Below are 24,059 nucleotides of genomic sequence, written 5' to 3'. Positions count from 1 at the left end.
GCGCCGGGGGAATCACGGGGGCGTGGCTGACCTCGACGTGTAAGACCGTGTGAGGTCGTGTCAGGTCCTGTCAGATGCCAACCCCTGCCTGCTTCTGCGGCTGACTCCTAGCGTCGATCACGAACCGTGCCGATCGGACGAGGCGTTCGGAGAGGGGACAACAGGTGAGATCCAAGACGGGCATTCTGGCCGCCACGACCGCGACAGTCATCGTGTCCGCCGGCTACGCCGCGCTCCTGCGCGCCGAGGTGTGGCCGATACCCCGGATGCCATCAGCGTCGCAGCTGCGCGCCTGGGTCGCGCAGCCCCTGACCGAGGGATTCATCGTCCTCCTGGCACAGGTCGCCGCCGGCCTCCTCGCCGTCTACCTCCTGACCGCCGTGATCTCTGGCCTGGCAGCGCGGCTCGCACGCGCTGCTGGCTGGCTACCCGCACTGCACCTACCTGGGCCCTTGCAGGGCCTTTCCGCTGCCCTGCTCGGCGCTACGGCGGTCACTGCCGCCGCGAGCGCCACCCCGGCCGCCGCAGCAACCGACGCCGCCGTCGACGGCGACGACCAACCCCGCGGACACGGCATACCCGAGGACGCCCACGAGCCCCAGCAGCAGTCGACACCACCGGCAGATGCCAGCACCGCGGGCAACCCCACCTACACGGTGCGCCGCGGCGACACCCTGTCCTCGATCGCCGCACGACGGCTCGGCGACGACCGCCGCTGGCCCGACATCTACGACCTCAACCGCGGCACCCACTTCCCCCGCGTCGGCGGCACGCTGCGCGACCCGAACGTCATCTACCCCGGCTGGACCCTCGACCTGCCCGCCGACGCCACCCCTCCCACCACCCGCCCGCAGCGACCCGTGCCCTCACCGCCGCCGACCCGACCGTCCGAGACCAGAACCCCGCAACCCGGAGCCGACACCGCACCGCCTGCCAGCCCGGCACCCACCACCCCCACCCCAGAATCGGATGCCACGACCACACCCGCCACCCCCGCCACACCCACGACCGGCCGCACCGCTGCCGGCGATCCCGAGGTGAGCCCAGCCGACGAGCACCGCTCCGACAGTCAGGGGACACCTCGCGGAATCACGTTGCTCAGCGGCAGCTGGATCGACCTCGGTGTGGCCCTGGCCATCGCGGCCGCCGTCGCGCTGGTGTGGGCACACCGCCGACACCGCTACACGCCCCGCCCACTGGACGCGCCCTGGGCGGACGACGCCGGTCTGAGGCCGATGCCCCGCGTCGTGGGCCAGATCCGCCGTGGGCTGCGCCGAGCCCTCCCCGAGCGCCCCGGCCACGACCATGTCGGACCTTCCATGGACACCCCTCAGGCCGACGGTCCGGACTCGATCCGCGGGAATGAGCGCGACGCTGACGGCGGCGCTAGCGCGAGCAGTGGTGGGCCAGTGCCCGTGGCGCCGGCTCTGGCCAGCCCCCTGTCAGCGCTGTGGCCACCGACCGGACTCGGACTGACCGGCGCCGGCGCCGAAGCCGCCGCGCGGGGATTCCTGATCGCCGCACTCGCCTCAGGCGCCCCGCATCAGCCGCACGCCCGCACCATGGTGGTGGCGTCCGCACCGACCGCAGCCAAACTGCTGGGCGTCGCCGCGGTGGATCTGCCCCGCACGCCCCGCCTGCTGACCACGTCCACGCTCGCCGAGGCCCTGGACCTCGTGGAAACGCAAACACTGCACCGCGCCCGCCTGGTCGACCACCATGACGTCAACACCGTCACCGACCTGCGCGACGCCGATCCAGGCCAGCCGCCGCCACCGCCGCTCATGCTCCTGGCCGAGGCCCCGTCCGGCCACGAACGCGCCCGTGTCGCCGCGCTTCTGACCCAAGGTCAGCGCCTGGACGTCTACGGGGTGCTGCTGGGGCCATGGCCCGATGGCACCACCATCGCCGTCGGCGAGGACGGCGCCACCACCCCCACGGACACCGCGGGCAACCCCCACAGCGGCCATCCCGCTGATGTCGGCCGCCTCACCGTCCTGCACCCCGCCGAAACCCTCGACCTGCTCACGACCCTCGCGGAGTCCCACACCGGTCAGCCACCAACACCGGCCCACCTCTCGAGCACGCCCGCCACCGCCGGGAACGCGAAGCAGGACATTACTGGCACAGCCATCAACGCCCCCGACGACCGCCTCCGCAGGACGAGCGGCGCGCCGTCGCAGACCGGCATCGCCACGTCATCGGCTGACGCGAACCGCTGCGCCGCAGCCGCGGACCTACCCGTTCGCGTGGCTGCAGACACCGCGGATGACAGGGAGAAGGCGGCGCGGGTCACCACAGGCGGCGCGAGTGCCTCCGATGGCGAGATCACGGCCGGGCGTGACGGTCGCGTGCAGGTGACCGTGCTCGGCGCACCTGGCATCGTCAACGCCGACCCGCAACGCAACCCTCGCGCCAAATCCCTGGAACTGCTCGTCTACCTGGCCGTCCGCGGCGGCAGCGCCACCGCGGAGGCGATCCTGGACGACCTGCTCCCTGACGCCCCCGCCCGCAAGGCCACGCACCGCCTGCACACCTACGTTTCGGACCTGCGCAGCGTGCTGCGCCACAACGGCGGACCCGGCACCTACCTCACCCACCCGCACCACACCTACCAACTCAACCCTGAGCGCCTCGACATCGATCTGTGGCGCATGCGCGCCGCCATCCGCCACGCCACCGGCACGACCGACCGCACCGACCGGATCAAGGCGCTGCGCCGTGCGCTGGAGGACTACCGCAAGCCGCTGGCCGACGGCTGCGCGTACGAGTGGCTGGAGCCGTACCGGGAAGCCGTGCGCCAAGAAGCCCACGACGCCGCGGTCGCCCTCGCCGAGGAACTCGCCGATCAACCCACCGAGCAACTCGCCGTGCTGCACGCGGCCATCGCCCACCACCCCCACGCGGAAGGGCTCTACCAGGCCGCGATGCGCGCCCATGCCCGGCTGGGACAGCTCGACGCGATCCGCGCTCTGCGCCGCGTTCTCACCCGCGCCCTGTCCGACATCGACACGCAACCCAGCACCGAGACGACAAACCTGGCCGACCACTTGATCAACCGGACGAAAGGCCGAGCCTCTTCTCCCGGCGACCGGGAGGCCCAGCCATGAGCGCCACACCCACGCCCGCTTCCGCCGGCTCCGGTCGGCAGGTCGTCCTGGACCAACTGCGCCGCCTGCGGTGGGCGGTGCGCGCCGTGCTCGTCCTCGGCGTCGCCGCCTCCATCGCGGCCAACGTGCTGCACGCCCGTCCCAACACCATCAGCCAGATGATCTCCGCGTGGCCGCCGCTGGCGCTGCTACTCACGGTCGAACTCATCTCCCGTGTACCCAGCGACCGGCGCGCCCTCGCCGTGCTGCGCCTACTCGCCGCCGCGGTGATCGCCGGCATCGCCGGCTGGGTCAGCTACTGGCACATGGTCGGCGTCGCCGCCCGCTACGGAGAAACCGACGCAGGCGCCGCCTACCTGCTGCCCGTGTCCGTGGACGGGCTCGTCGTGGTCGCCAGCATCAGCCTCGTAGAAATCACCGGCCGGATCCGCGCCACCACCATGCCACCGTCCAACACCATCCCAGACGCTTCACATCCGGCAACCCCGAACACAGGCCGCGAGCAGCCCACCGCATCACCGGCCCCGCCCACCATTACCCGCTCACCCACACACCAGCCAGCGGCGGCACGCGCCAGCGATGGCGAGCAGCCCGTCCGCGCCGCCACTACCGAACCGGTCCCTACCACCGGCAGCGGGACGACCCCACCCCGCACCGACCAGCAAGGGCGGACACCCGGACCGCAGATGGGCAGCCCAACCATCGATAGACTCGCCCACACCTCGGCACAGGGACGGCCCAGCCCCACCGATGCTCGAGGCGGTACCTCGGCTCAGACAGCCGACGATGAGCCCGTGCCCAGCGACACGGCGGCGGCAGTGGCGTACTGGTACCGGCGCGACCCGGCCATGCACCCCGCCGACATCGCCGCCCGCATCGGCCGCTCCGAACGCACCGTCCGCCGGTACTGGCCGCCCCCGGGTGCCAGCGGACGCCTCAACAGCCAACACTCCGGGACACTCGGCGACAGCATCCGCCCATAGCAGCCGTCCCAATCACAGCGCTCCATACCCCCCTGACCAATGGCCCCCGACGAGAAAAGGGCCCTATGTCTTGCTCTACGCGCGTACGTGCTTCACGAGAGCGGGATGGCGGGGGTCACCGCCCTCAGCGAGGAGCTCGCCATCCTCGGCCGCAGGTGGCACCCATCGTTAGGCAGGTGGCGCTTGCACCAGAACTGTTGGGCGGGGCCTTTTCCGACTGCGCCCCACCGCCGCGACAGCCCGGGCGGCCCGTCACGGCGGGTGAGCGCTAGAGCGGGTCGGTGGACCTGTAGCAGCTGGAGGACCTCTGCCTCACCGCGGACGCACCGCCCGCGCCGCTTTATCTCTCGTCGGCTACATCTGGGCGCACTACGCTTGGAGGCCGGCCTGCCCAACGTGCGGCGCCGGTACCGCACGTCACTGAATCCAGGGGTGGCAGCACCGTTCGAGTCGGGCCAGGCTCCGGGGAGCCCGCTCATGATCAGCGGGCTCCCGAAAACGGCCCAATCGGGCCCCGACCGTTCACCTGGACCGCGCCGATCGCGGCAGGACAGTGCGTCGTAGGTCCTCGGCCGAGAAGGCTGGCTCGTCGCGGGCTGCTCAGCGAATCCGGTGGCTCGGCGCTCCGCAGTCACGGCTGAACCCGACGACGTCAGCGCAGAGCTCGGTGAACGAGTCGTCGCAGCAGTCGTTGTGTATGCGTCGGCTTGCTGAGCGGAAACCCGATTTCCCCCCGACGAGCCAGGAGCACGCTCATCCAAGGGCCCGGCCTTGCCGTGTACGGTCTGCGGTCATGTCGCTGAAGCTGCTCCCGGTCGACGAAGTGTGGGTGGACCGCATGATCACGCTGGCCGACGTGCCCTGGGAAAGGGCGACGGTCGAGGCGATGTTCGTGGAGTGGGGTCTCGCCCGGCCCGGCGAGGACGTCGGTTGGGAGGGCGGCCCGGGAGCACCCCAGTTCGCCGTCGACCACGAGGGCGAACCGTCGGGCTGGCTGGTCGAGCTCGGCGCGGCCCCGCCCGATCCGGACGTGTGGGTGCACCTGCCGTGCGCGCTGTACTGGCCGGCGTTCGGGGCGGAGGAGCCGGACGACCCCGACGACGAGGACGAGCACGACGAGGACCTGCCCCCGCTGTGGGCTCGGCAGCCGGACGCAAGGCGGGCCAAGTTCCATGCCGAACGGGATCGCCTCGCCGCGCTAATCACCACCCGTCTCGGTACGCCGGAGAGCGTGGTGACCGGAGCGTACGACAGCTACCGGGCGGTGTGGCGACGTGGTGACCGGGCGCTGCTGCTGGAGACGACCGACGACATCCACACGTACTCGCATTACGACGTGCTCGGCATCCGGCTGCGGCGGTACGACCGGTCGCTCACCGACCTGGACACCTGACCGAGCCCGGCGCCGTGCAAGGACTACGGCGCGGATACCGGCGCGTCTCGCGGCATGTCAGGGCGGCAGCAGGACTTGGACGGCCCTACTGAGGTGGTGGCCGGGAACGCCCTCGTGATAGGCGGTGCTGTAGGCGTACCAGGTGGGGAAGCCCGCTGCGTCCTCGGGAAGGGACCACCAGACCCGGCCCGGCCGCGTCAGGTCCCGCGAAGGCCCGGTGTAGGCAATGCCGGACGACGTGGTCAACCGCGACTCGATGCGCCGCAGCGGGGCGGGGATGTCGAAGTACACACCGTCCAGCCGCTCGGTGGCGGCCTCCAACAGCTCCTGCAGCCACGCGGCGAACGCCTCCCTGCTGTGCAGCGTGCCGGGTGCGTCGGGGCTGGCGAGCCAGGCGAGCACCTCTGGCACGCTCCCGCCCAGGGCCTTCGCCTCCGCGATCAGCTCTGCCTCTATCGCTCGGAACTCGTCCCAGCCCCAGTCGTACAGCTCGCGCGAAACAGGCTGGGCCGCGAGGAAGGTGCGCACCCAGAGTGCGTACCGCTGCTGGCCGAACGCTTCGTCCTCAACGGCCCGCGGTGCTAGGTCCGCGGTCAGCATCTCGGCCAGTTTCTGGTACGCCTCTCGCGCACCCGTCGCCGCGGCCAGCAACGACGCCCGCTGACGCCCCTCGCCGTAGCGATCCACCAGGGCGACATCGTCGTCGATCCAGTTGCGGCAGCGCTGCGTCACGAGTTCCACCTGGCGCCGCGCCGGCACATTGCCGCCCTCGGCGGCGAGTAGAAGGCTGCGGGCATACCCGTCCAGGGCCGCGGGGATCGCGGCCAGGCGTTCGCCGACACGAGCCCAGCCCTCATCGAAGGCCGCGCCGCTCGCGCAGGGCGCGGGCCGCGAGGTCGGCGCGGGCCTGGTGGCCCTCCGGGCTGTAGTCGGTCAGCCCGTCGACATCCTGCTCGCCGGCCTCGACGACCGCTGTGCAGGGATCGAGGCCGGCCATGTCGCACAGGAGCCGATCCGCGAAGTCCTCGATCATGGGGGCAATGCTAGGTCCTTGCCCTGGCTGCCGTGGTGCGAGCCTGCATCGATCGCGGCAAGCGGTTCAGAACATCTGACAACTTCCGTTCATCGGCACGTCCAGATGTATGCACCCGGGCGTTCACCTTCATCGCCGGTATCGGGCCGGCCCTGACCTCCGTTCACGCCCGGTCATGAGCGACCGCGCGCGGACCGCCGCGTGATGCAGTCCAGGGCAAGGCCACCTTGCCTCTCGCTCCGGCTCAGGCCCACGGCGACGGCTCATAGCAGGACGAGCGAGAAGTCCCTGTGAGGTCTGCGGTTCAGCGCAATGCCGATCTTGACGCGGCGAGCGATCTCCCCGCGGCTGATGCCCAGCCCCCTGCATGATGAGCCGGTCGGGGCGAAGGGGCACGGGGTCGTCGAAGATGACCGAAACCTGGACGGGCCAAGGGCTTTCGGGAGGGGACGGGGCCAGCAGTTCCCAGGATGAGTCGAACCGGTTGCGCCGGGCGATCAACGGGTCGAGAAGGACGCGGGCGACCAGGGAAGAGGAGTTGCCGGAGTAGCCCGCCAGCAGGATCGGCTCCAGGTACCGGGCCGGGACGCGATCGTGAACGGTGATTTTGCTGGTGCGGTCGCAGGAAACGCAGGGGATGAGGAGCCAAATGTCGAGGAGTTTGCCGTTGGCAATGGCGCGGAACTTCCGGTCGCCGGTGCGGGCGAGGCCGTAATGGCAGTGGACGCAGCGGAACGTGAGCAGGGGAAGGAGCGTGCGCCGAACGGTCTGGGACAGCACGATATGAGGACGCGTAGACATGATCTCTCTTAAGACCTGATGGAAGGCATGGGAAAAGAGCCGACGGCGACGTCGGCGACCGATGCACGGGGAAGGTGTCAGGTCTAAAGAGCAGGCGGCGTCACGCGGGGTGAAGTCCTCTTGTGAGTGGGTCGGAGAAGAAAATCCAGTTAGAAGGTAGGGCGGGACGGGCTGGCAAGGCCACCCATTTTGTCCTGGTGCCGAACACTGAGGGGCGGGGTCGGCACGTCATCGGCATGCCGGGAGGTATCGGACCACCCTGGTGCTGCCCTTGCAATCGGCGGGACAGTCCTCGTGGAAGTTCGCGGACTCCTGGGCACCGGAGAGAAGATATGACAGCCCTACCAGGTTGCCGTCCTCAAGCAGCCGTGCCTCGGCCTCGATTTCCTCGAAGCGCCGCTGCTCGGTCAGCAGCCAGCCCAGCCGGCGGTAGGAAGCATTCTGGCCCGGCTCGGCGAGCATGTCCCGGACGAGCTGAGTCGCCTCCTCCAGTCGGCCCTGTGCCGCCAGCAGCCGCACGCGAACGTGCCCCTCGCCGGCGTCAACGGCAGCCCGGTAGGCGGCCACCGCCTCGTCGACGCGGCTAGCCAGGGCGGCATCTATCGTGCGTGCATGTCGATCACCGACCGAGATCTGGTCATCAAAGCGGCGGAAGCCGGCGCTGCGGTCGTGCGCTCGCACTACGGGTCATCGCCGACACGCTTCGAGAAGTCTGCGGGGGACTTCGCCACGACGGCCGACATCGAAGCAGAGAGGGCCATCCTCGACGTCTTGCTCGCTTACCGGCCGGACGACCTCGTGGTGGGAGAGGAAAGCGGGCGCACGGGGACCGGCGGGAACGGACGAATGTGGCTAGTCGACCCGTTGTGCGGGACGCTGAACTACGCCGTACACAACATGCTCGTCTCGGTCAACGTAGCTCTGCGAACCGGAACGCAGGTCGTCGTGGCAGCCTCGGCGGACCCGTTCACCGATGAGGTGTTCTGGACCGACGGTGCTGGGGCGCACGTGCGTGGCGGCGGCGCGGACGAGCGACTTGCCCCGTCCGCCGCGTCGAGGCTGGTGGACGTCAATCTCGATCCACCGTTCCCCAATGAGCGCGTCTTCCGGGCTGCGCGGCTACTTGCCGACGAAGGGTTCATCGAGCAGTTCCGCCCACGCGTCGTCTCCACCACCCTGGCGGTGGCCTGGGTCGCTGCTGGCCGACGAGCCGCCTATGTAACCGATGGCTACCTAAGCGACAGTGTCCACTTCGCGGCCGGCATCGCTCTCTGTCAGGCAGCCGGCTGTGTGGTGACCGGGATCGACGGCCAACCTCTTCACACCGGTGCGGGCGGTCTCGTGGTGGCGGCCGACGAGCAAACACACGCCGCCCTGCTGACCCTGGTAGGAAACCAGCGTGCAAGAAGGGATTGATCGGTTATCCGCTTCTCGGCAAAGGCGCGCGGTCAGCGGCAGATTCGTGCGTGCCTGCGACGAACCCACGCCAGCTAGAGCTAGATGTCGAGGATCAGGGCCCGGTGATCGGAAACCTCTGGTTCGTTCAATATCTCGAATTGCTTGACGGCGGCGACATCGGAGACGAGCAGGTAGCTCGCGTGCCGCACCGGTTTAGGGTAGTGAGACGTTCGCGTGTCGGCCGCGCCGACCAGGTCGGTCAGGCCGATTTCGGCCAGAACGTCGAACGTCTCACTGCCGGGTAACAGGTTGAAGTCACCGCAGACCACCACTAGGTCCTGCGGACTGCGTACCCGGCGTACGAGTTCCGCGAGTCGCTCTGCTTGGCGGAGCCGCGCTGGGGTGTCAGCCTTGCCGACCAGATCGCGTAATCCGTGTACCTGCACCACCCACACCGACCGGCCGGCGGCGCGGTCAACGGTGTGCACCGCGAGTGCGATGCGCGGACGGGCTGTGATCGTCCACGCATCATGGTCGACGAACTGACCGTGCACGAAGGCGGAGTCGACACCAATGACCGGCAGTTGCTCGGCGACGAAGGTCGCGAGACCGAAGTCTTGCCGATGCCGGCCGCCCTGGTCGTCATGCACGGGTCCTGAGTCGCTGGCGAGGAAGATCGCCTGATGGTGCGGCAACGCGATGCGGACATCATCGAACAAGTCAGCCCGCTGGGGCAGGATGCGTTCACCGTCTTCGAAGCGTGTCCATCCGGTCAGACCAGGGGTCCGAGTCACTTCCTGCAGGCAGACGATGTTCGCCCCGCTGTCGGGCAGCCATTTGATGAGCTCGTCGTACAACGCGCCACCCCAGGCGTTCACACTCGCGATCCGCAAAACGACACACCTGCCAGCTCTGATTCGACGCCTACCCCGCCGACCGCCCCTGCCTGCCTGGAGGGACTCGATCTTAAACCGCCGGAGGCGCAGCGATTCGGACGGGTACGCCGCTCGACGCACGCGCTGTCACCGGCAGATCCGGACGCCAGGAGCAGCGGCTGACCGAGGCAGTGAGCCAGGCACGCCGTGGCACCGACCATGACACGGTCGGGCGGGCCTGCATCGCCCTTGGTTTGTTCCTTCAGCATGAGGCACGGCTGTCGGAGGCCCGCACAGTCCTGGAGGAGGGCCTGACCGTCATGGATCCCGTACACCCGGACGCGTTGATCGGCCGCAGCCACCTCGGTGCGGTCCTGGATGGCCGCACCTGCGGGTGCGGGGATATGGCGGGCACGATCGCCGATGCGTTCCGCGAGTTCGTCATTACCAGGCTTCCCGCGGACCTGCTCGACCGCCTCGACGTGGCGATCGTGGACGGCGACTTCAAGATCGAAGTCGGGCTGCGGCGAGAACCGGCCGAGTCCGAGCTCGAGCGGCTCAACGACGTCTTCCAGACCGCTCACGCGGAATTCCGCCACCGGCTCAGTGAACCCCGCTACGCCGGCTGACCGCCCGACTGCCGTTGCAGTACCAGGCCATGGGCGCGCGAGGTCAAGCGTCGACCTCGCCATGATCACGCGCACTGTTCTTGGCGCGGACGTCGAGGCGCCTGACGGCCGGTCACTGTCCGTGACGCATCCATTGCGGCAGATCAGCGCGTTGCCGCTCTGGCAGTTCGTCACGTCCCGGCGATAGCGACGGTGGGAGCGGGTCAGCGGCCGTCGAGGGGGTGGCTCAGCCTTGCGAAGTCCGGCCACACCATACGCAACCTGCGGGGAGTGCCGTTGCGCCGGGCCGGGTCTCCGCCGGGCGGCGGCACCGTCGCCGTCTCCACGCACGTAGCCCCGCAAGCGTTGGAGAACTGCTGGGCGACGGTGTTTTGCTGCAACACCCACAGATACAACGCGTTGCCGGTCGCTCGCACGCCGACGGCTCGGGCGGCGCGGCCCAGAAGCAGCGTACCGATGCCCGTCCCAGCGCTGGTCGTGGACGACGTGCAGATTGTCGACGAGGCTGCCCCACCCCGGGTCGTCGTCGAACACCACGTGGATGAAGCCCACCAGCCGGCCGTCGTGCTCGGCGAGGATGGTCTCGCTGTTGGTCGGTGCGGCGAGCCGTGCCGACCACACCGAGCGGCGGTCGGCCGCGACGTCGCCGTCGAGGAACGAGTCGGCGAAGGCGCCCCGGTAGTGCCTGCGCCAACTGTCGGCGTGCAGCGCCGCGAACTGCTCGGCGTCGTCCGCGGCGGCGAGTCGGAACCGCCCTGACCCGAACCGCGCGTTCTGTCCATCGGGCATTGTGGTTCCGCCGAAGGACGGGATCATCGGCATGCAACTCCTCTTTTCGCGGCTTGCCCGACACTTGCGTGCCGAGCCTGGTCCTCACCCGGAGCACCCCGCCCACGAACGGAGGGTTGCCGGCCAGCGAGCCGGGCTTGGGGCTGGCGCTCATGACCTGTGGCGGCGACCGAAGCACCATCGGCGCCGCCGGCGAACGTTCCCTCTTCGACACGACCGGGCGCTGGCCAGGTGACGCGCCGTGACGCTGAGTAGTGCGCGGTCGGCGGCAGATCCGATCAGGTAGGCCCGGCCGCTGGTAGCGATGGACCCCGTGGCCTACTCAACGAGGCTGGGCGTCGTCTTGCAAGCCGGCCGCTCGGCGCCAGCGGGTGACTTCGATTTCGTGCGATTCCCTAGCGGTCGCGGCCGCGACCGCCGCCGGATCCGCTCTGCCGGTCAGCAAGGCCAGGGGCCAGGCTGGCACGCCCCCCGCGCCGTCGTAAGCGGTCCAAATCCATGGACCATCGAAGTGCCACGCACGACCGTCGGCGTCGGCAACGTCGTCGCCGGCCTCCAGGAAGGCATACGGCCGGAAGACCAGTTCAAGCGTGAACGGAACACCGCCGCCGGGCTCGATGCTCGTGCCCTGGAACTCCGCTGCCGCGTCCGGAGCCTCACCGGCGCGCAGGACGAGCAGGCTCAGGCTCGGGCGGGGCAGCCAGCCCGTATCCTGCGGCGGATCGTACTCGTGAACCTCGATGACGTGGATGATCCGCGCCTGGATACCGACTCGGCAGGTATCGCCGGGGGCGAGGCGCAGGGAGGGCGGGTCGATCATGTACAGCTCACCCGGGTCGGCGCGGCCCAAGGCCACCTCGCCGTTCCAGCGCACGCCCTCCGCGTCCGGGTCGATATCCCACCACGGCCAGCGGACGCTGACGTGCGCCTCGTCGATGCCGATGACGACTGTTGGCGTGAACGGGCAGGAGATACGCAGCACGTCTCCGACGCGGTAGGCCATGCGCGGCAGGTTAGCGCGCGGCGCCATCGACGCCTCCTCCGGCGAACAGGTACGCCACCGGCTCTCCCGCGCCGGCAACCGGCAGATCAACCGTGTGCTGCACACCATGGCCACCGTCCAGCTGCGCAACCCCACCGAAGGACGCGCCTACTTCGACCGGAAGAAATTCTCTGGCAAGACATCGATGGAAGCGATGCGTTCGCTGAAGCGACGCCTGTCCGACATCGTCTACCGACGAATGATCAACGATGCGGCGGGTGTCACGGCGGCGGGCCCGGGAGGACAACGGAGAACGACTACTGACTCCAGCGTGACCAGCTCACATCCCCATGCCGGCTCTTCGGAGAAGTCACTTCCCGGACCCGCCACACCCAGCCTAGAACACCCCTCGCCGCGGCCTTTGACGAAGAGGGGAGCCAGAACCGGGCATCAACTGGGCTGCGTTCGATGGCGCGACCCGCTTCATGTGAGCATGGTGGGTGCAGGCCGGCCGTTCCCGATAGGTGGTGTTCACGTGGTGAAGGCGCGACTCGCCGCGGGTGGCGGGCGGTGGGTGGAGATCTCACCGGAGCGGATTCGTGGTTGGCTCGACGGCTTCTACAGCCGCCACGACGGCGCCACCGAGCAGGGCCTCGTATTGACCGGCGTGAGCAACGGTGATACCGCCACGCTGTATCCGCCGCCGGGGCTTGCCGACGCAAAGGATGTGGACACGCTGCTGGCCCGCATCATCCGACCGCCCCGGATCGCCGTGCTACTGGCCCGTAAAGGCGCGGTTGCCGCCGGTGTCGCGGACGGTACGACCATCACCGTCTCCAAGGTCGAGCGCTTCTACGTGCAGGGTCGCACCGCGGCCGGCGGTTCCTCGCAGCAGCGCTACGCACGTCGCCGCGTCAACCAGGCCCAGGCTGCTACTCAGCGGGCTGCGGACATCGCCGTGCGGACCATGCTGCCCCATGCGCCCGGTGTTATCGCCGACCCTCACGATGCAGTCAGTGCCCTGGTCTGTGGCGGCGACCGGTCGATGATCGACGCGGTGCTGACAGACCGGCGTCTGTCGCCACTGGCGCTACTGCGTCATCCACACCTGCTCGAATCCGCCGAGCCCCGTCTGGCCGTCCTAAAGGATGCGGCGGTTACGGCCAGACGGATCCGCGTCCATCTGATGCCGTGACCACGATCAGGTCCAGCAGCTCGACGACGACCTACCAGGATGATGTGCGACAGCCCAACACTGCCGGACCTGTACGCGATGTCCGTAACCCGCTCGTCCGATGCGCCGCGCCACGCTGCGGAGGTGTGCTGCAACCTTGCTGGGGAATTGCGCGTCTAAGCAACGATGGGAACCCTCGATCAGCCGTCCAGCCGAGTCCGATGGGCGGACGGCGCCGCCGTTGTCGCCGTCGTTGTCACACTGATCTTGACTGCCCGCCAGCTTCGTCCGCTCGCCGAGGCGGCGGCCTTTCTCGCCCGTACGGGCGAAACGGTGGCCGCCGTGCCGGCGGCGACCTGGCCCCGCGCCGCCGCGTGGGTCGCGATCAGCATTGCCATCCTCGCGCGATGGCGGACCGCTGCGGCGCTGGGCGCGTGGTCGGCCGTGTTGTAAGAGATCGTCGTGGTGGCAACGCGTCTCAAGGGCGACCAAGGCTACGCCGCGCCGCTTGACCTGCTGGTGTGGCCGCTGCTGCTGGCGGTCGCGGCAGCAGTGCTGTTGAGCGCCCCCGCTTCGGTCGGCCGCGGCCTGGACCTGCTGGCGCGCCGTGGGCGTTGGCTGCTCGCAGTCGCCGCAGCGGTCACCGCGTTCACGGCGACGGCGATTCCTCTACTCGGCCAGTACAACGGGCTGCCACAAGCAGACTCCATCGATCCGGGGTTCCACGCCGTGTTCGTCGTCTCGTCGCGGCTCGGTGGCGCTGTTGGCGGCCTGACATTCGCGGTCGTACTGACCCTGGCCCTGGCCACCGTGATTGGCGTCGATCGGGCCGTGCGGAGTCGAGTCCTGACGCTGATGGGGGCGGGCGCGGCCGGGTTCGTTGCGATCCACCTGGGGCTGCCAAGGCCATTCGGTGTGTGGGACGTGCCGTTGGTGTCGGGACCCACGGAGGCCGTGCTGCTCGTAATGGGACCGGGGCTCGTCCTCGGCGCTGGACTGTTGTTGATCCGCTCTAACGAGCGGCCGCCACTGGTGGAACAAGCCGCACGTTGACCCAACCATCTGCGGCACCGTCCGGACATACGCGCCAGACGCGCCCGGTTGTCGGGAGCGACGATCAAGGCTTATCTCGCGACCTTCGTCTCGCCTGCCCCACGATCTGAACATCCGCTCATCGGCTACTTAGAGACTTTGCGCAGGATCGATGTCCGGCCAGACTCGGTCCAGGTGCTCGGCGAGACGCTCCCACATTGCGGCTGCCCACCGGTGTCATTGGTGTGGCTCTCTCATGGCCTGCGGTCTCGCCGGGCGCAGATGCTCGCCGCCGGCCGTAAGTACGCCGATCGGGAATGGGCGGTCGAAGGGTGCAACGGCATCGGCAAGCACATCGCCCACCGCCTGTTGCATGACGGTGAGACGGTGCTCGACGTGCCCGCGAAGCTGTCTGCGCAGGTGCGGGTGTTCGCCACCGGCAACGGCCGCAAGACCGACCCGGTGGATGCGCATTCGGTCGCGATGGTGGCACTGCGCAGCCCGAATCTGGTGCAGGTTCAGGTCGACCCTGACCTGCAGGTGATGGGGATGCTGGTCGACCGCCGCGACGAGCTGGGCCGCGCCAGGACGCAGACCATCAACCGGCTGCACCGGTTATTGTTGGAACTTTTCCCAGGCGGGGCAAAGCACTTCCTGTCCGCACGGCAGGCACGTGCGCTGATCGCGACCATCAAACCCCGCGACATCGTGGGCAAGACCCGGCGCCGAATCGTGGTCGAGCTCATCGGTGAACTCGAGGGCATCGACAAGAAGATCAAGACCGCGGAGAAGGACCTTCAACAGCTGGTGGTCGCCCGCGGCTGCACCCTGATGGACCTGCACGGAATCGGCCCCTCAGGTGCGGCTCGGCTGCTGGCCGACGTCGGCGACATCCGTCGGTTCACCGACCGCGACCGGTTCGCCTCCTGGAGCGGCACTGCCCCGCTGGACGCCTCCTCCGGCGACCAGAAGCGTCACCGGCTCTCCCGCGCCGGCAACCGACGGATCAACCGGACGCTGCACATCATGGCCGTGGTTCAGCTGCGCAACCGCACCGAAGGCCGCGCCTACTTCGACGCGAAGAAGGCCGCAGGGAAGACCTCCATGGAAGCCATGCGCGCGCTGAAACGGCGCCTGTCGAACGTCGTCTACGCCCGCATGGACGCCGACCAGAAACGCAGGCAGGCGGCGGATCCGGGAGGGCACTCGGGGACGACTCTGCAATCCAGCGTGACCGACCTGACCCCGGACATCGGCCCTTCGGACAAGCCACTTCCCGGACCCGCCACCAGCCAGCCTAAACCCGCCCTCCGAGCGGCGTCTTGACATAAGGGGTGCCATGACCGCGCGGATCGCGGCTACTTAGAGACTTGGTCCAGGATCGATGTCCGGCCAGACTCGGTCCAGGTGCCCGGCGAGACGCTCCCACATTGCGGCTGCCCACCGGTGTCATTGGTGTGGCTCTCTCATGGCCTGCGGTCTCGCCGGGCGCCGCGCGAGGAGTGGCTGGAAAGGGCTTTGTTCTGCTCGAAGTAGCGGTGCCCTCCTTGCGGACAAATCCGTCCAGTTCAGCCAAGGGAGGTGCCGATGAGCGTGATCATCGGGATGGACCCGCACAAGCGCTCAGCCACCATCGAGGTCGTCGACGAACGCGGCCGGGTACTCGCGGTGGGCCGCTTCGCGACTGACAAGGCCGGCTACGCTGACATGCTCGCCGCCGGCCGCAAGCACGCCGATCGGGTCTGGGCGGTCGAGGGCTGCAACGGCATCGGCAAACACATCGCCCACCGCCTGGTCCACGACGGCGAGACGGTGCTCGACGTGCCCGCGAAACTGTCCGCGCAGGTGCGGGTGTTCGCCACCGGCAACGGTCGCAAGACCGACCCGGTGGATGCGCACTCGGTGGCGATGGTGGCGCTACGCAGCCCGAATCTGGTGCAGGTTCAGGTCGACCCGGACCTACAGGTGATGGGCATGCTCGCCGACCGGCGTGATGAGCTCGGGCGCGCCCGCACCCAGACCATCAACCGGCTGCACCGGTTGATGCTGGAACTGTTACCCGGCGGGGCGAAGAAGTTCCTGTCCGCGCCACAGGCCCGCGCGTTGATCGCGACGGTCAAACCCCGCGACATCGTCGGCAAGACCAGGCGCCGCCTCGCCGTCGAGCTGATCAGTGAACTCGAGGGAATCGACAAGAAGATCAAGGCCGCGGAGAAGGACCTCAAGGAGTTGGTGGCCGCCCGCGGCTGCACCCTGATGGAGCTGCACGGCATCGGCCCCTCAGGCGCAGCCCGCCTACTGGCCGATGTCGGAGACATCAGCCGGTTCGCCGACCGCGACCGGTTCGCCTCTTGGAACGGCACCGCACCCCTGGACGCCTCCTCCGGCGACCAGAAGCGTCACCGGCTCTCCCGCGCCGGCAACCGGCGGATCAACCGCACACTGCACATCATGGCCGTGGTCCAGCTGCGCAACCGGACCGAAGGCCGCGCCTACTTCGATGCGAAGAAGGCCGCTGGGAAGACCTCCATGGAAGCCATGCGCGCGCTGAAACGCCGACTGTCCAACGTCGTCTACGCCCGCATGGTCGCCGACCAGAAACGCCGGCAGGCAGCGGATCCGGGAGGGCAATCGGGGACGACTCTGCAATCCAGCGTGACCGACCTGACCCCGGACATCGGCCCTTCGGACAAGCCACTTCCCGGACCCGCCACCAACCAGCCTAAACCCCTGGTGTCAGCGGCGCCTTGACATAAAGGGGTGCCATGAGAGTACACCGGAAAGCGGTTCGTCGGCATGGGCGGTGACGCACTCCTCAGCACTACGCACAATCAGGCGTCATTGCCTCGTGTCTACCTGCTCAATCTCAGCGTATTAGGAATGATGGCCCAGTGAGCAAGAAGACCTCGACCTTCGTAACCGTCCTGAGCCTGTGTTTCATCAGTGGCTGCGGCGACAACCGCACGCCATCATCGACTCCTTCCCCGGCGTCCTCATCGGCGGCTTCAGAAGCTACGTCACCCTCACCGATGCCTCCCCTCACCGTAGCGCCGACAACGGCTTCCGCGCCGGCTCCCACGGCTGCCGAGCCGCGCCTGGGCACGGAGCAGAGATTGACGGATTGGGACGGCAACTTAAAGGTGGCCGTGCTGAGCTATAAGCAGCCGGTCGCGACGAGCGCGCCCCGGCCAGATGAGCGCGGGTACGAGTACGGCGCCTTGACTGTGAAGGTCTGCAACGACGATGACCACACGCAGACCGTCAATACCTCACCCTTCCGACTGGTCTACTCCGATGACACCGAGATCGAATCCACGAGCACGGGCTATAACCAATTTCCGAAACCCGAGTTCCCATGGGGGGATCACTCTCTCGCAAAGGGGCGGTGCGTGAAGGGAGCCATCGTTTTCGAGGTTCCCAAGAAAACAAAGCCGCAGGAAGCGTCTTACGTCGTTGACGCCTTCGTCGATGACAGCTTCGAGATGAACGACGGTGCGGTCTACTACTGGGAGCTTCGGTGAGATGTCGTTCGACTCAGCAGGTACGTCGGCGCGGACAGCGGCATGAGCGGATGTCGCGTGCACGGGTAGACGCGGCCTTGGTTGATGGACTTCAGATCCATGTTTAAGGACGGAGGGCTCTAACGCATCCGCGCCGGTCTCAGCACCAGGGGCGGCCGGATGTCCCGCAGCGAGTACCGGCTCGCGAGAATTCCGCCGGTCGGCGCTTGATGTCTGTGTCGAAGTGGGGCCGCGCTGCAGGCCTCATGGGATCAGGTCCGGACGCTCGATCAGCCGTGCGGCGAGATCGCGTGCCGTCTGCAGCGCCATCTGCCGTTCGAGGTCGAAGCGCCCCGGGGAAGCCTCTTGCAGCTGATTGAAGAGCGCGATCGCCTCGAGCGTGTCGTTGAGGGCCGGGTATTCGTCTGTCTGCGAACGCAGACAGATCGCCGATCGTTGAACGAGGGCCTTGGCCAGTTCGGGCTTGTGGGCCTCCGGGGTCTCGGCGGCGAACGCGCGCAGCAGCGCGACAGCCTCCGTCGCTGCCCGGAGCGCCTTGGCGTCCCGCCCGTCCTCGTCCAATAGGCCGGCGAGGTTCCCGAGCGCATGAGCGAGGCCCAGTCGCGCTTTGCGGTCGGAGGCCGCACAGGAACGGCGCAGTCTGATCGACTCCTCGGTCGCGGCAACGGCCTCGCCGATCCGGCCCAGCTCGGACAGCCGCCTACCGAGGTTGTTCAGCGCGGCGGCAAGGTCCTCGCCGTACGCCTCCGGTTGCTGCGCCGCGAGCGACCGGCGCAGATTAACGACTCGCAAGGCGGCTTCGTACGCCTCATCGGGGCTGTTCAGATGAGCTAGCACGATTGCCAGCCCGTTGTACGCGGACGCCAGGTCGTTGGTGAAGTACGCCGGATTGCTGGCGGCCAGGGACTCGAAACCCGCGACCGCCTCGCGCGCGGTGGACAGCGCCTCACGGTAGGCTCCCGCGCGTATCCGCGAGAGCGTCAGGTTGCCCAGAGCTGTCATCAGGCCTACGCGGTAGTGATCCGGATCGCCGGCGGCCAATGCCCGCCGTATCGAGACACTCTCCTCTGCGGCGGCGAGGGCTTCGCGGTACCGGCCGACCTTCGTCAGGATCGGGCCGAGGATGCTCAACACATTCGCCAGGACATCACGGTACGGCTCCGGCTCGGAGCTGAGCAGGCGCCGGAAGATGTTTGCCGCCTCTTCTGCCGCGGCCGCCGCCCGGAGTGGCTGGCCGACGGCGTCGAGGGCCGTGGCCAGCACACGGAGGCTCCGCGCGAGATCCGGCTCGTGACCGTCAGGATCCTCGGCCGCCAGGCGACGCCATGCCGCTACGGCCTCTTCGGCACTTGCGCACGCCTCGTTGCGGCGGCCGGCATGCGACAAGCAACGGCTTAGGCTGCCGAGCGCCTTGGCTAATAGCGGTAGGTGAGCGACCGGATCGGCAGCGGCCAGTGGACGCACGATTTCGCAGGCCTCCGCGGCGGCGCGCAGGCCCTCCTCGTCCCGGCCGACCGTGTGGAGGCAGAGGCTGAGATTGCTCAACGACAACGCGAGGTCGGCCCGGGCGCCGCCGGGGTTGGCGTCGGCGATCCTCCGCCGGACCGCTACACCCTGCTCGCCGGCGGTGACGGCCTCGGCCCAGCGCTCCCCCTTGTCGTAGCGAACCGACAGATTGTGAAGCGCTACGCCGAGACCGATGAGATGCGCGTCCGGATGGTCGCGGACGAGAGCAAGGTAGATACTGACGGCCTCCTCTGCGGTGGCGGCCGCCTCGGGGTTGCGGCCGACATCGGAGTATCTCGAGCTCAAATTCATCAGAGCGGCGCCGAGCTCGGGCAGATGCGCCTCCGGGTTCACGCCGGCCAGGAGCCGACGGTGGCGAACCGCCTCCTCCGCCGTCGACACGGCGAGGCGTAGCTTGCCGACGGCGGCGAGTTGGAGACCGGCGTTGTTGAGTGCTCCGGCGAGACCCGGCAGAAAGCGTCCCGGATTCGCGTCCGCGAGTTGACGGTAGATCGCCACCGCGTTCTGGCCGGCCGAGAGCGCCTCGGCGCGCCGGCCGGACTCGGCGAGGTGCGCGCCCAGATTCTGGTACGACTGAGCGAGGTCGTTGAGGAAAAGGTCCGGGTTGATCTCGGCCAAGCGAGAGCGGATCTCAAGGCTTTCCCGCAGGACAGCTTGCCCTTCATTGGCTCGCCCTAGGTCGGCAAGCTGACACCCGAGGTCGTTGAGCGACGCCGCGAGATCGGGTTCGTACCCCCTCGGATCCGCCGCCGCGAGCTGCCTCCAGATCGCAGCCGCCTCCTCGATCGGCCGCAAGGCCTCGGTGTGCTGTCCCATCCGGTCCAGCTGGTTGCCCTCGTTGTTGAGCGCACGAGCAAGGTGGGGCAAGTGTTCGGTGGGCTCGCGGTCGATCAGGTCCCGGCGGATGCGGACGGCTCGTCGTGTGGCCGCGAGCGCCGTTTCCAGCTGCCCCTGGTGTGCCAGGGCGGCGCCGAGGTCGCTCAGCAGCCACGCCAGCAGGGACCTAGCCGCCACGCCGTCGGCTGGCTCGAGTTCGTCGAATGCCGCCAGGGCGGCGCGCAGCGACCTCATCGCGGCTGCCATGTCGCCCACCGCGCCCTCCACGGTGGCCTGGTTGCGTAGCGCGAGGACCATGTTGATGCCGTACCTGCCGGGGTTTTCACCGACGAGGCGTCGGTAGATCGAGATCTCCTCGGCAGCGGCCTGGGCGGCGGCTTCGTACCGGCCCGCCAGCATAAGCCGGCTAGCGTGCGCGTTGTGCAGGTTGGCGCGCCGGGCCGGGTCCTTTTCGGTGCGCAGCCGCAACTCGGTGAGCTTGCCCGACACCTCGGCCGCTGCGACGTCCAGGTTGACGTCACGTCCCGGTGGCAATTGTTCGGTCAGCCGCTCTAGCAGAGTGATGTCCACGCCGGGGATCTCGACGAGGCGGCCCACGGTGGCCGCACCGGCGTGCAGCACCAGCGCTGGCCGGTCCCGGACCGCCGGGAACAACAGATGGTCCGCGACATGCGGCCAGCGGCGTGCCGTCTCCACTAGCACGCTGATCGCTGGCCTGGCCCACGCTGATCCGGAGTCCGTGGACATGAGGGCGCTCACTGCGTTCTCGGCCCACGGGTCCGGCTCCCAGGCCTCGTCGTCGTCCGGCTGGCTGCTGCCCGGGGTGGTGAGGGCGATGAAGTCCTCGCCGAGACGATCTGGGCTCAGCGGCTCTAGGTAATCCCCGGAGGGATAGCAGGATCGGTGGTCGATTAGGACTGTCCGCACGCCCGGCTCATCGACGTGGGCGCAGCGCAGCAACGCGGTCGCGTCGGCCTCGGCGGCTGGGCCTGCCAGCGTGGCCACGTATGTCGCACGCGCCATCATGTGCGGCGCGGTCAGGACGCCGGGCTCGGTGCGGTGGTGTAGGAGATGCCAGTACGCACGTTCTCGTTCCAGCAGGTACGCCGACAACGCGTGCGGGCTGGACGGCACGGCTCGGTCCGTATGAGCGGCGTCTACCGCCACGAGAGCGGCCATGTGCACAGCGAGGATCTGGTCGTAGGTGGCGTCAGCCAGGAATCCCGGAACGCCTGGTGGTGGGTCTTCGTAGTGCAGCGCACGCGCGAAGCGCCGAGCCGCAGCGTCGAAGAGATCCGGACGATCGAGGGGAGCCGCCACCGGCCCGAGCCGGCGGGCGCTGCTCTCCCCCGCCAGCTCGCTGTCGACGGTGGTACGCAACGCCGACCACCAGCTGCCGGCCGACCGGGCGAGCAGCAGCACCCGGACGGTCAGCTCCGCTCGCAACCCGAGCCCGGTCATGTGCGTGATGAGCGTGTTCAGGTGGCTGCCCGGCCACCGGTCGGCGTAGTCGACGACGAGCAGCACTCCGCCCGCTTCGTCGATCTCGACCCGGCTGTTCGGCGGCGGCACGGGGGAATACAGGATCCGCCAAACCGACCAGCCCGATGCCGCGCTCTGGACAGCCGTCTCCTGAGCCAGGCGGGTCTTGCCGTAGCCGCCCGGCGCATGCAGCAGCCGGACAGAGATTCGGTCCGATGACTCGAGCCACTGCCGAAGATCCGTTAGCTCATCGTCGCGCCCGGCGAACGGGACGACCTGATGCCGTGTGAGCAGCAGTCGGCTCGGCTGTTGCCGCGCCCGTTCGGCCGACAACGGCGCAGGGTCCACGGGAAAGGCTTCCACTCGGTACGGTGGACGATGGGCGGCGATGGTGACATTCCCTTGGACGCCCTCGATCTGGATGAGGTCACCGATGACGATGGCGCGTGTGGTGCTCTGACCCGGCCGGGACCAGCGGATTCTCATCGTGGCTCACCGGTCGATCTCGGTGTCGCCGCCGACGGTGTCGATCTGGTGCAGCGATCCGCAGATGGTGGATCCGGTGACTGATTGTGAACCGCGCTGGCCGTCGTCGCGGGCAGTTGCGATGCTTTCCGAGGGCGCGGCGCTTATGGTGCGCGCCGTCGCCGGCCCGATTCGCAGATCGCCGCGGACGTTGCGGATCTGCGCGGCGTCACCGCCGACGGTGGTGCTCTCGATTACCTGGCCGCTCGGCGGACCATCGCGGCGGCCCCGGAGCAGGCCGTAGCCGGAGAGCCCAAGCCCGAGCAGCGCGACGATTCCACCCACGACACTGCTCCATTTGTCGGCACGATCGAGGTCCCGCAGCGCGAAGTAGATCCCTAGAACGACAACCACCAGTCCAACCGCGAGGATCGACGCCCACGGGGCTACCTTAGGTAAGCGCGTCATCACCTCATCATCAGCGGCCGGGCGGCTCAACGCCAGCAACGGCCCACGAGTTGCTCCCGCTCGGCGGCCCTAGGCCGTGTCTTCAAAGGTTCACAACCACTGGAGTAGTGCGGCGATGGTGACGGTGGCCTGGTAGGACGTGGCGGTTTTGATGCCCCTATGGATGTCAAGCGGTCGATGGCACGTTCGTATGCTGCGGTGTCCGAGCGATGAGGTCGTAGAGCTCGCGTGCGACGTAGCGTTTCAGGCAGCGGACCGCTTCGCGTCTGGTCTTGCCTTCGCTGACGCGGCGGTCGATGTAGGCGCGGGTGCGCAGGTCCCAGCGAAGTCGCGCGATGACGATCATGTATAGGGCTGAGTTGGCATGGCGATCGCCGCCGCGGTTGAGCCGGCGTCGTTGGGTCTTGCCGGAGGACATCTCGATGGGGCTGACTCCGCAGAGAGCCGCGAAGGACGCTTCGTTGGTGATCCGCTGCGGGTTGTCGCCGGCGGCCAGGAGCAGAGCTGCTGCAGTGTCGGGGCCGACGCCGTAGCGCTGCAGCAGCTCGGGCGTGTGGGCGTTGATGGCCTCGGTGATCCGCTGGTTGAGGTCCTCGACCTCGCGGGTGAGTTCGATGATCCGGCGAGCCAGCAGGCGCAGGGTGTAGGCGGCGGCTGCCGCCGGTGTGTCCGGCTGGCCCGGGTCCAGATCGGCGCATCGGCGGATGAGCTTAGTGTTACTGAGCCCGGTCATCGAGTCGCGCAGCGCCGGGTCGGCGCCGACGAGGACGGCCTTGAGCTGGTTGATCGCCTGTGCTCGCGACTTGGCGGCCGAGGCTTTGGCCAGCTTGAACAGCCGTATCCGCTCGACATGGCCGTCGCCTGCCTTGGCGAGGGCGGTAGCTGTGCCGGACAGGACTGCTCGAGCTGCTGCTTCGGCGTCGATGGCGTCGGTCTTGCCGCGGCGGCGCCGGTGGGCCTTGTCCGGCTGGTTGACCTCGATGACGGCGATTCCTGCGGTTAGTAGGTGGCGAGTCAGCGCCGCGCCGTAGGAATGCGTGCCCTCCACCCCGGCTCGTCGAACCGGGCCGAGCGCAATGGCCCAGTCCAACATCGCCTGGTAGCCCTCGGCGGTGGTGGGGAAACGACAGCTGTCGAGCAGAACACCGTTGATGCTGACGGCCGCCGCGACGTGGACGTCCTTGTGCGTGTCGACGCCAAGGATCACCTCATGGGCGGTGTCATGCTGGTCGGCCAATGGCGGGTGGGACATGCTGGACACGGTTGTTCGGCTCCTGACGGCTCGGGAACGGATGGCCGTCGCCGGGCCGGCAAGGGGCGGTCAGGACTGTGATGGCGCCTTGTTAGCGGCAAGGCCCCTATCGGGACACGTCCCGCCGGTCCGGCGGCAGCAAGTACCACCCGGGACCCGAGCCGACAGATCAAACTCAAGGCACCGAAGGCCGGTCGTAACGCGGGTCAGACCCGAGCACCGGGCGGCACCCGATCATCCTCACAGTCGTAGCGGGTGGCGACGCTGCGGCACTGCTTGAGGCGGTTGAAGCAGCGTTCGACGACGTT

At 68.6% G+C, this 24,059-nt stretch carries 21 protein-coding genes, 1 pseudogene and 1 riboswitch; of the genes and pseudogenes, 13 read left to right on the top strand and 9 right to left on the bottom strand.

Features of this window, described 5'->3' with window-relative positions; translation table 11 throughout:
* Positions 1-164: 164 nt before the first annotated feature.
* From V6U88_RS27025 to V6U88_RS27015, 3 genes are all read left to right on the top strand, one after another.
* Positions 165-3,110 carry a BTAD domain-containing putative transcriptional regulator gene (locus V6U88_RS27025; protein WP_334457224.1) on the top strand — a complete coding sequence of 982 codons (2,946 nt, stop codon included), beginning with the start codon at positions 165-167 and terminating at the stop codon, positions 3,108-3,110.
* Complete coding sequence (locus V6U88_RS27020) at positions 3,107-4,093, top strand: DUF2637 domain-containing protein (RefSeq protein WP_334457223.1); 987 nt, start codon at positions 3,107-3,109, stop codon at positions 4,091-4,093. Before V6U88_RS27025 ends, V6U88_RS27020 begins: the two co-directional genes overlap by 4 nt.
* Positions 4,094-4,886: 793 nt before the next feature.
* Positions 4,887-5,486 carry a hypothetical protein gene (locus V6U88_RS27015; RefSeq protein WP_334457221.1) on the top strand — a complete coding sequence of 200 codons (600 nt, stop codon included), beginning with the start codon at positions 4,887-4,889 and terminating at the stop codon, positions 5,484-5,486.
* Between the two features lie 57 nt (positions 5,487-5,543).
* Here the strand turns inward: V6U88_RS27015 and V6U88_RS27010 are convergent, their stop codons facing one another.
* The 4 genes from V6U88_RS27010 to V6U88_RS27000 all read right to left on the bottom strand — a co-directional run bounded on the left by V6U88_RS27010 (position 5,544) and on the right by V6U88_RS27000 (position 7,887).
* The gene (locus tag V6U88_RS27010) at positions 5,544-6,293 is read right to left on the bottom strand and encodes a DUF885 family protein (RefSeq protein ID WP_334457272.1); all 750 of its coding nucleotides are present in this window, start codon (positions 6,291-6,293) and stop codon (positions 5,544-5,546) included.
* Positions 6,294-6,339: 46 nt separating this feature from the next.
* Positions 6,340-6,519, bottom strand: a complete 180-nt coding sequence (locus tag V6U88_RS27005; RefSeq protein WP_334457219.1) for a hypothetical protein — start codon at positions 6,517-6,519, stop codon at positions 6,340-6,342.
* Between the two features lie 129 nt (positions 6,520-6,648).
* The gene (locus V6U88_RS30410; protein WP_442934708.1) at positions 6,649-7,320 is read right to left on the bottom strand and encodes a DUF1062 domain-containing protein; all 672 of its coding nucleotides are present in this window, start codon (positions 7,318-7,320) and stop codon (positions 6,649-6,651) included.
* 228 nt (positions 7,321-7,548) lie between these two features.
* Complete coding sequence (locus V6U88_RS27000; protein ID WP_334457217.1) at positions 7,549-7,887, bottom strand: hypothetical protein; 339 nt, start codon at positions 7,885-7,887, stop codon at positions 7,549-7,551.
* Between the two features lie 45 nt (positions 7,888-7,932).
* On the opposite strand from V6U88_RS27000, the gene V6U88_RS26995 reads away from it, so the two are divergent.
* Positions 7,933-8,736, top strand: a complete 804-nt coding sequence (locus V6U88_RS26995) for an inositol monophosphatase family protein (protein WP_334457216.1) — start codon at positions 7,933-7,935, stop codon at positions 8,734-8,736.
* An 80-nt stretch (positions 8,737-8,816) separates the two neighbouring features.
* Here V6U88_RS26995 and V6U88_RS26990 read toward each other — a convergent pair whose 3' ends face one another.
* Complete coding sequence (locus V6U88_RS26990) at positions 8,817-9,596, bottom strand: endonuclease/exonuclease/phosphatase family protein (RefSeq protein ID WP_334457215.1); 780 nt, start codon at positions 9,594-9,596, stop codon at positions 8,817-8,819.
* Positions 9,597-9,784: 188 nt separating this feature from the next.
* On the opposite strand from V6U88_RS26990, the gene V6U88_RS26985 reads away from it, so the two are divergent.
* On the top strand, positions 9,785-10,222 hold the full coding sequence (locus V6U88_RS26985) for a hypothetical protein (RefSeq protein WP_334457213.1): 438 nt from the start codon (positions 9,785-9,787) through the stop codon (positions 10,220-10,222).
* Positions 10,223-10,678: 456 nt separating this feature from the next.
* Positions 10,679-10,981 (top strand): hypothetical protein, encoded by a 303-nt coding sequence (locus V6U88_RS26980; RefSeq protein WP_334457212.1) that lies wholly within the window; start codon positions 10,679-10,681, stop codon positions 10,979-10,981.
* 74 nt (positions 10,982-11,055) lie between these two features.
* Positions 11,056-11,169, bottom strand: a riboswitch (SAM riboswitch).
* Positions 11,170-11,333: 164 nt separating this feature from the next.
* On the opposite strand, the gene V6U88_RS26975 is transcribed toward V6U88_RS26980, so the two are convergent.
* Positions 11,334-12,014, bottom strand: a complete 681-nt coding sequence (locus V6U88_RS26975; protein WP_334457211.1) for a hypothetical protein — start codon at positions 12,012-12,014, stop codon at positions 11,334-11,336.
* Between V6U88_RS26975 and V6U88_RS26970 the strand changes: the two are divergent.
* From V6U88_RS26970 to V6U88_RS26940, 7 genes and pseudogenes are all read left to right on the top strand, one after another.
* A pseudogene (locus V6U88_RS26970) lies at positions 12,013-12,153 on the top strand (transposase); the annotation flags it as partial. The gene V6U88_RS26975 and the pseudogene V6U88_RS26970 sit on opposite strands and share 2 nt — an antisense overlap.
* A gap of 375 nt (positions 12,154-12,528) precedes the next feature.
* Positions 12,529-13,188 (top strand): acVLRF1 family peptidyl-tRNA hydrolase, encoded by a 660-nt coding sequence (locus V6U88_RS26965; RefSeq protein ID WP_334457271.1) that lies wholly within the window; start codon positions 12,529-12,531, stop codon positions 13,186-13,188.
* A gap of 165 nt (positions 13,189-13,353) precedes the next feature.
* Entirely contained in the window at positions 13,354-13,620 is a 267-nt protein-coding gene (locus V6U88_RS26960) for a hypothetical protein (RefSeq protein WP_334457210.1), read from the top strand.
* Between the two features lie 12 nt (positions 13,621-13,632).
* Complete coding sequence (locus V6U88_RS26955) at positions 13,633-14,220, top strand: hypothetical protein (protein WP_334457209.1); 588 nt, start codon at positions 13,633-13,635, stop codon at positions 14,218-14,220.
* Positions 14,221-14,394: 174 nt separating this feature from the next.
* Entirely contained in the window at positions 14,395-15,525 is a 1,131-nt protein-coding gene (locus V6U88_RS26950) for an IS110 family transposase (protein ID WP_334457208.1), read from the top strand.
* Between the two features lie 261 nt (positions 15,526-15,786).
* Positions 15,787-16,950 carry an IS110 family transposase gene (locus tag V6U88_RS26945; RefSeq protein ID WP_334457207.1) on the top strand — a complete coding sequence of 388 codons (1,164 nt, stop codon included), beginning with the start codon at positions 15,787-15,789 and terminating at the stop codon, positions 16,948-16,950.
* Positions 16,951-17,090: 140 nt separating this feature from the next.
* A complete protein-coding gene (locus V6U88_RS26940; RefSeq protein WP_334457206.1) occupies positions 17,091-17,720 on the top strand; it encodes a DUF4352 domain-containing protein in 630 nt (209 codons plus the stop codon).
* Positions 17,721-17,963: 243 nt separating this feature from the next.
* Here V6U88_RS26940 and V6U88_RS26935 read toward each other — a convergent pair whose 3' ends face one another.
* The 3 genes from V6U88_RS26935 to V6U88_RS26925 form a co-directional block, all read right to left on the bottom strand.
* Complete coding sequence (locus V6U88_RS26935; RefSeq protein WP_334457204.1) at positions 17,964-22,052, bottom strand: tetratricopeptide repeat protein; 4,089 nt, start codon at positions 22,050-22,052, stop codon at positions 17,964-17,966.
* Positions 22,053-22,058: 6 nt separating this feature from the next.
* Complete coding sequence (locus V6U88_RS26930) at positions 22,059-22,538, bottom strand: hypothetical protein (RefSeq protein ID WP_334457202.1); 480 nt, start codon at positions 22,536-22,538, stop codon at positions 22,059-22,061.
* A 127-nt stretch (positions 22,539-22,665) separates the two neighbouring features.
* Complete coding sequence (locus V6U88_RS26925; RefSeq protein WP_334457270.1) at positions 22,666-23,751, bottom strand: IS110 family transposase; 1,086 nt, start codon at positions 23,749-23,751, stop codon at positions 22,666-22,668.
* Positions 23,752-24,059: the final 308 nt, after the last annotated feature.

Origin of the sequence: Micromonospora sp. CPCC 205739, from assembly GCF_036906795.1 — a bacterium.
In the GTDB taxonomy this organism is placed as follows: Bacteria; Actinomycetota; Actinomycetes; order Mycobacteriales; family Micromonosporaceae; genus Micromonospora.
The sequence above is the reverse complement of the archived record's forward strand: the minus strand, read 5'-3'. Positions and strand labels throughout refer to the sequence as shown.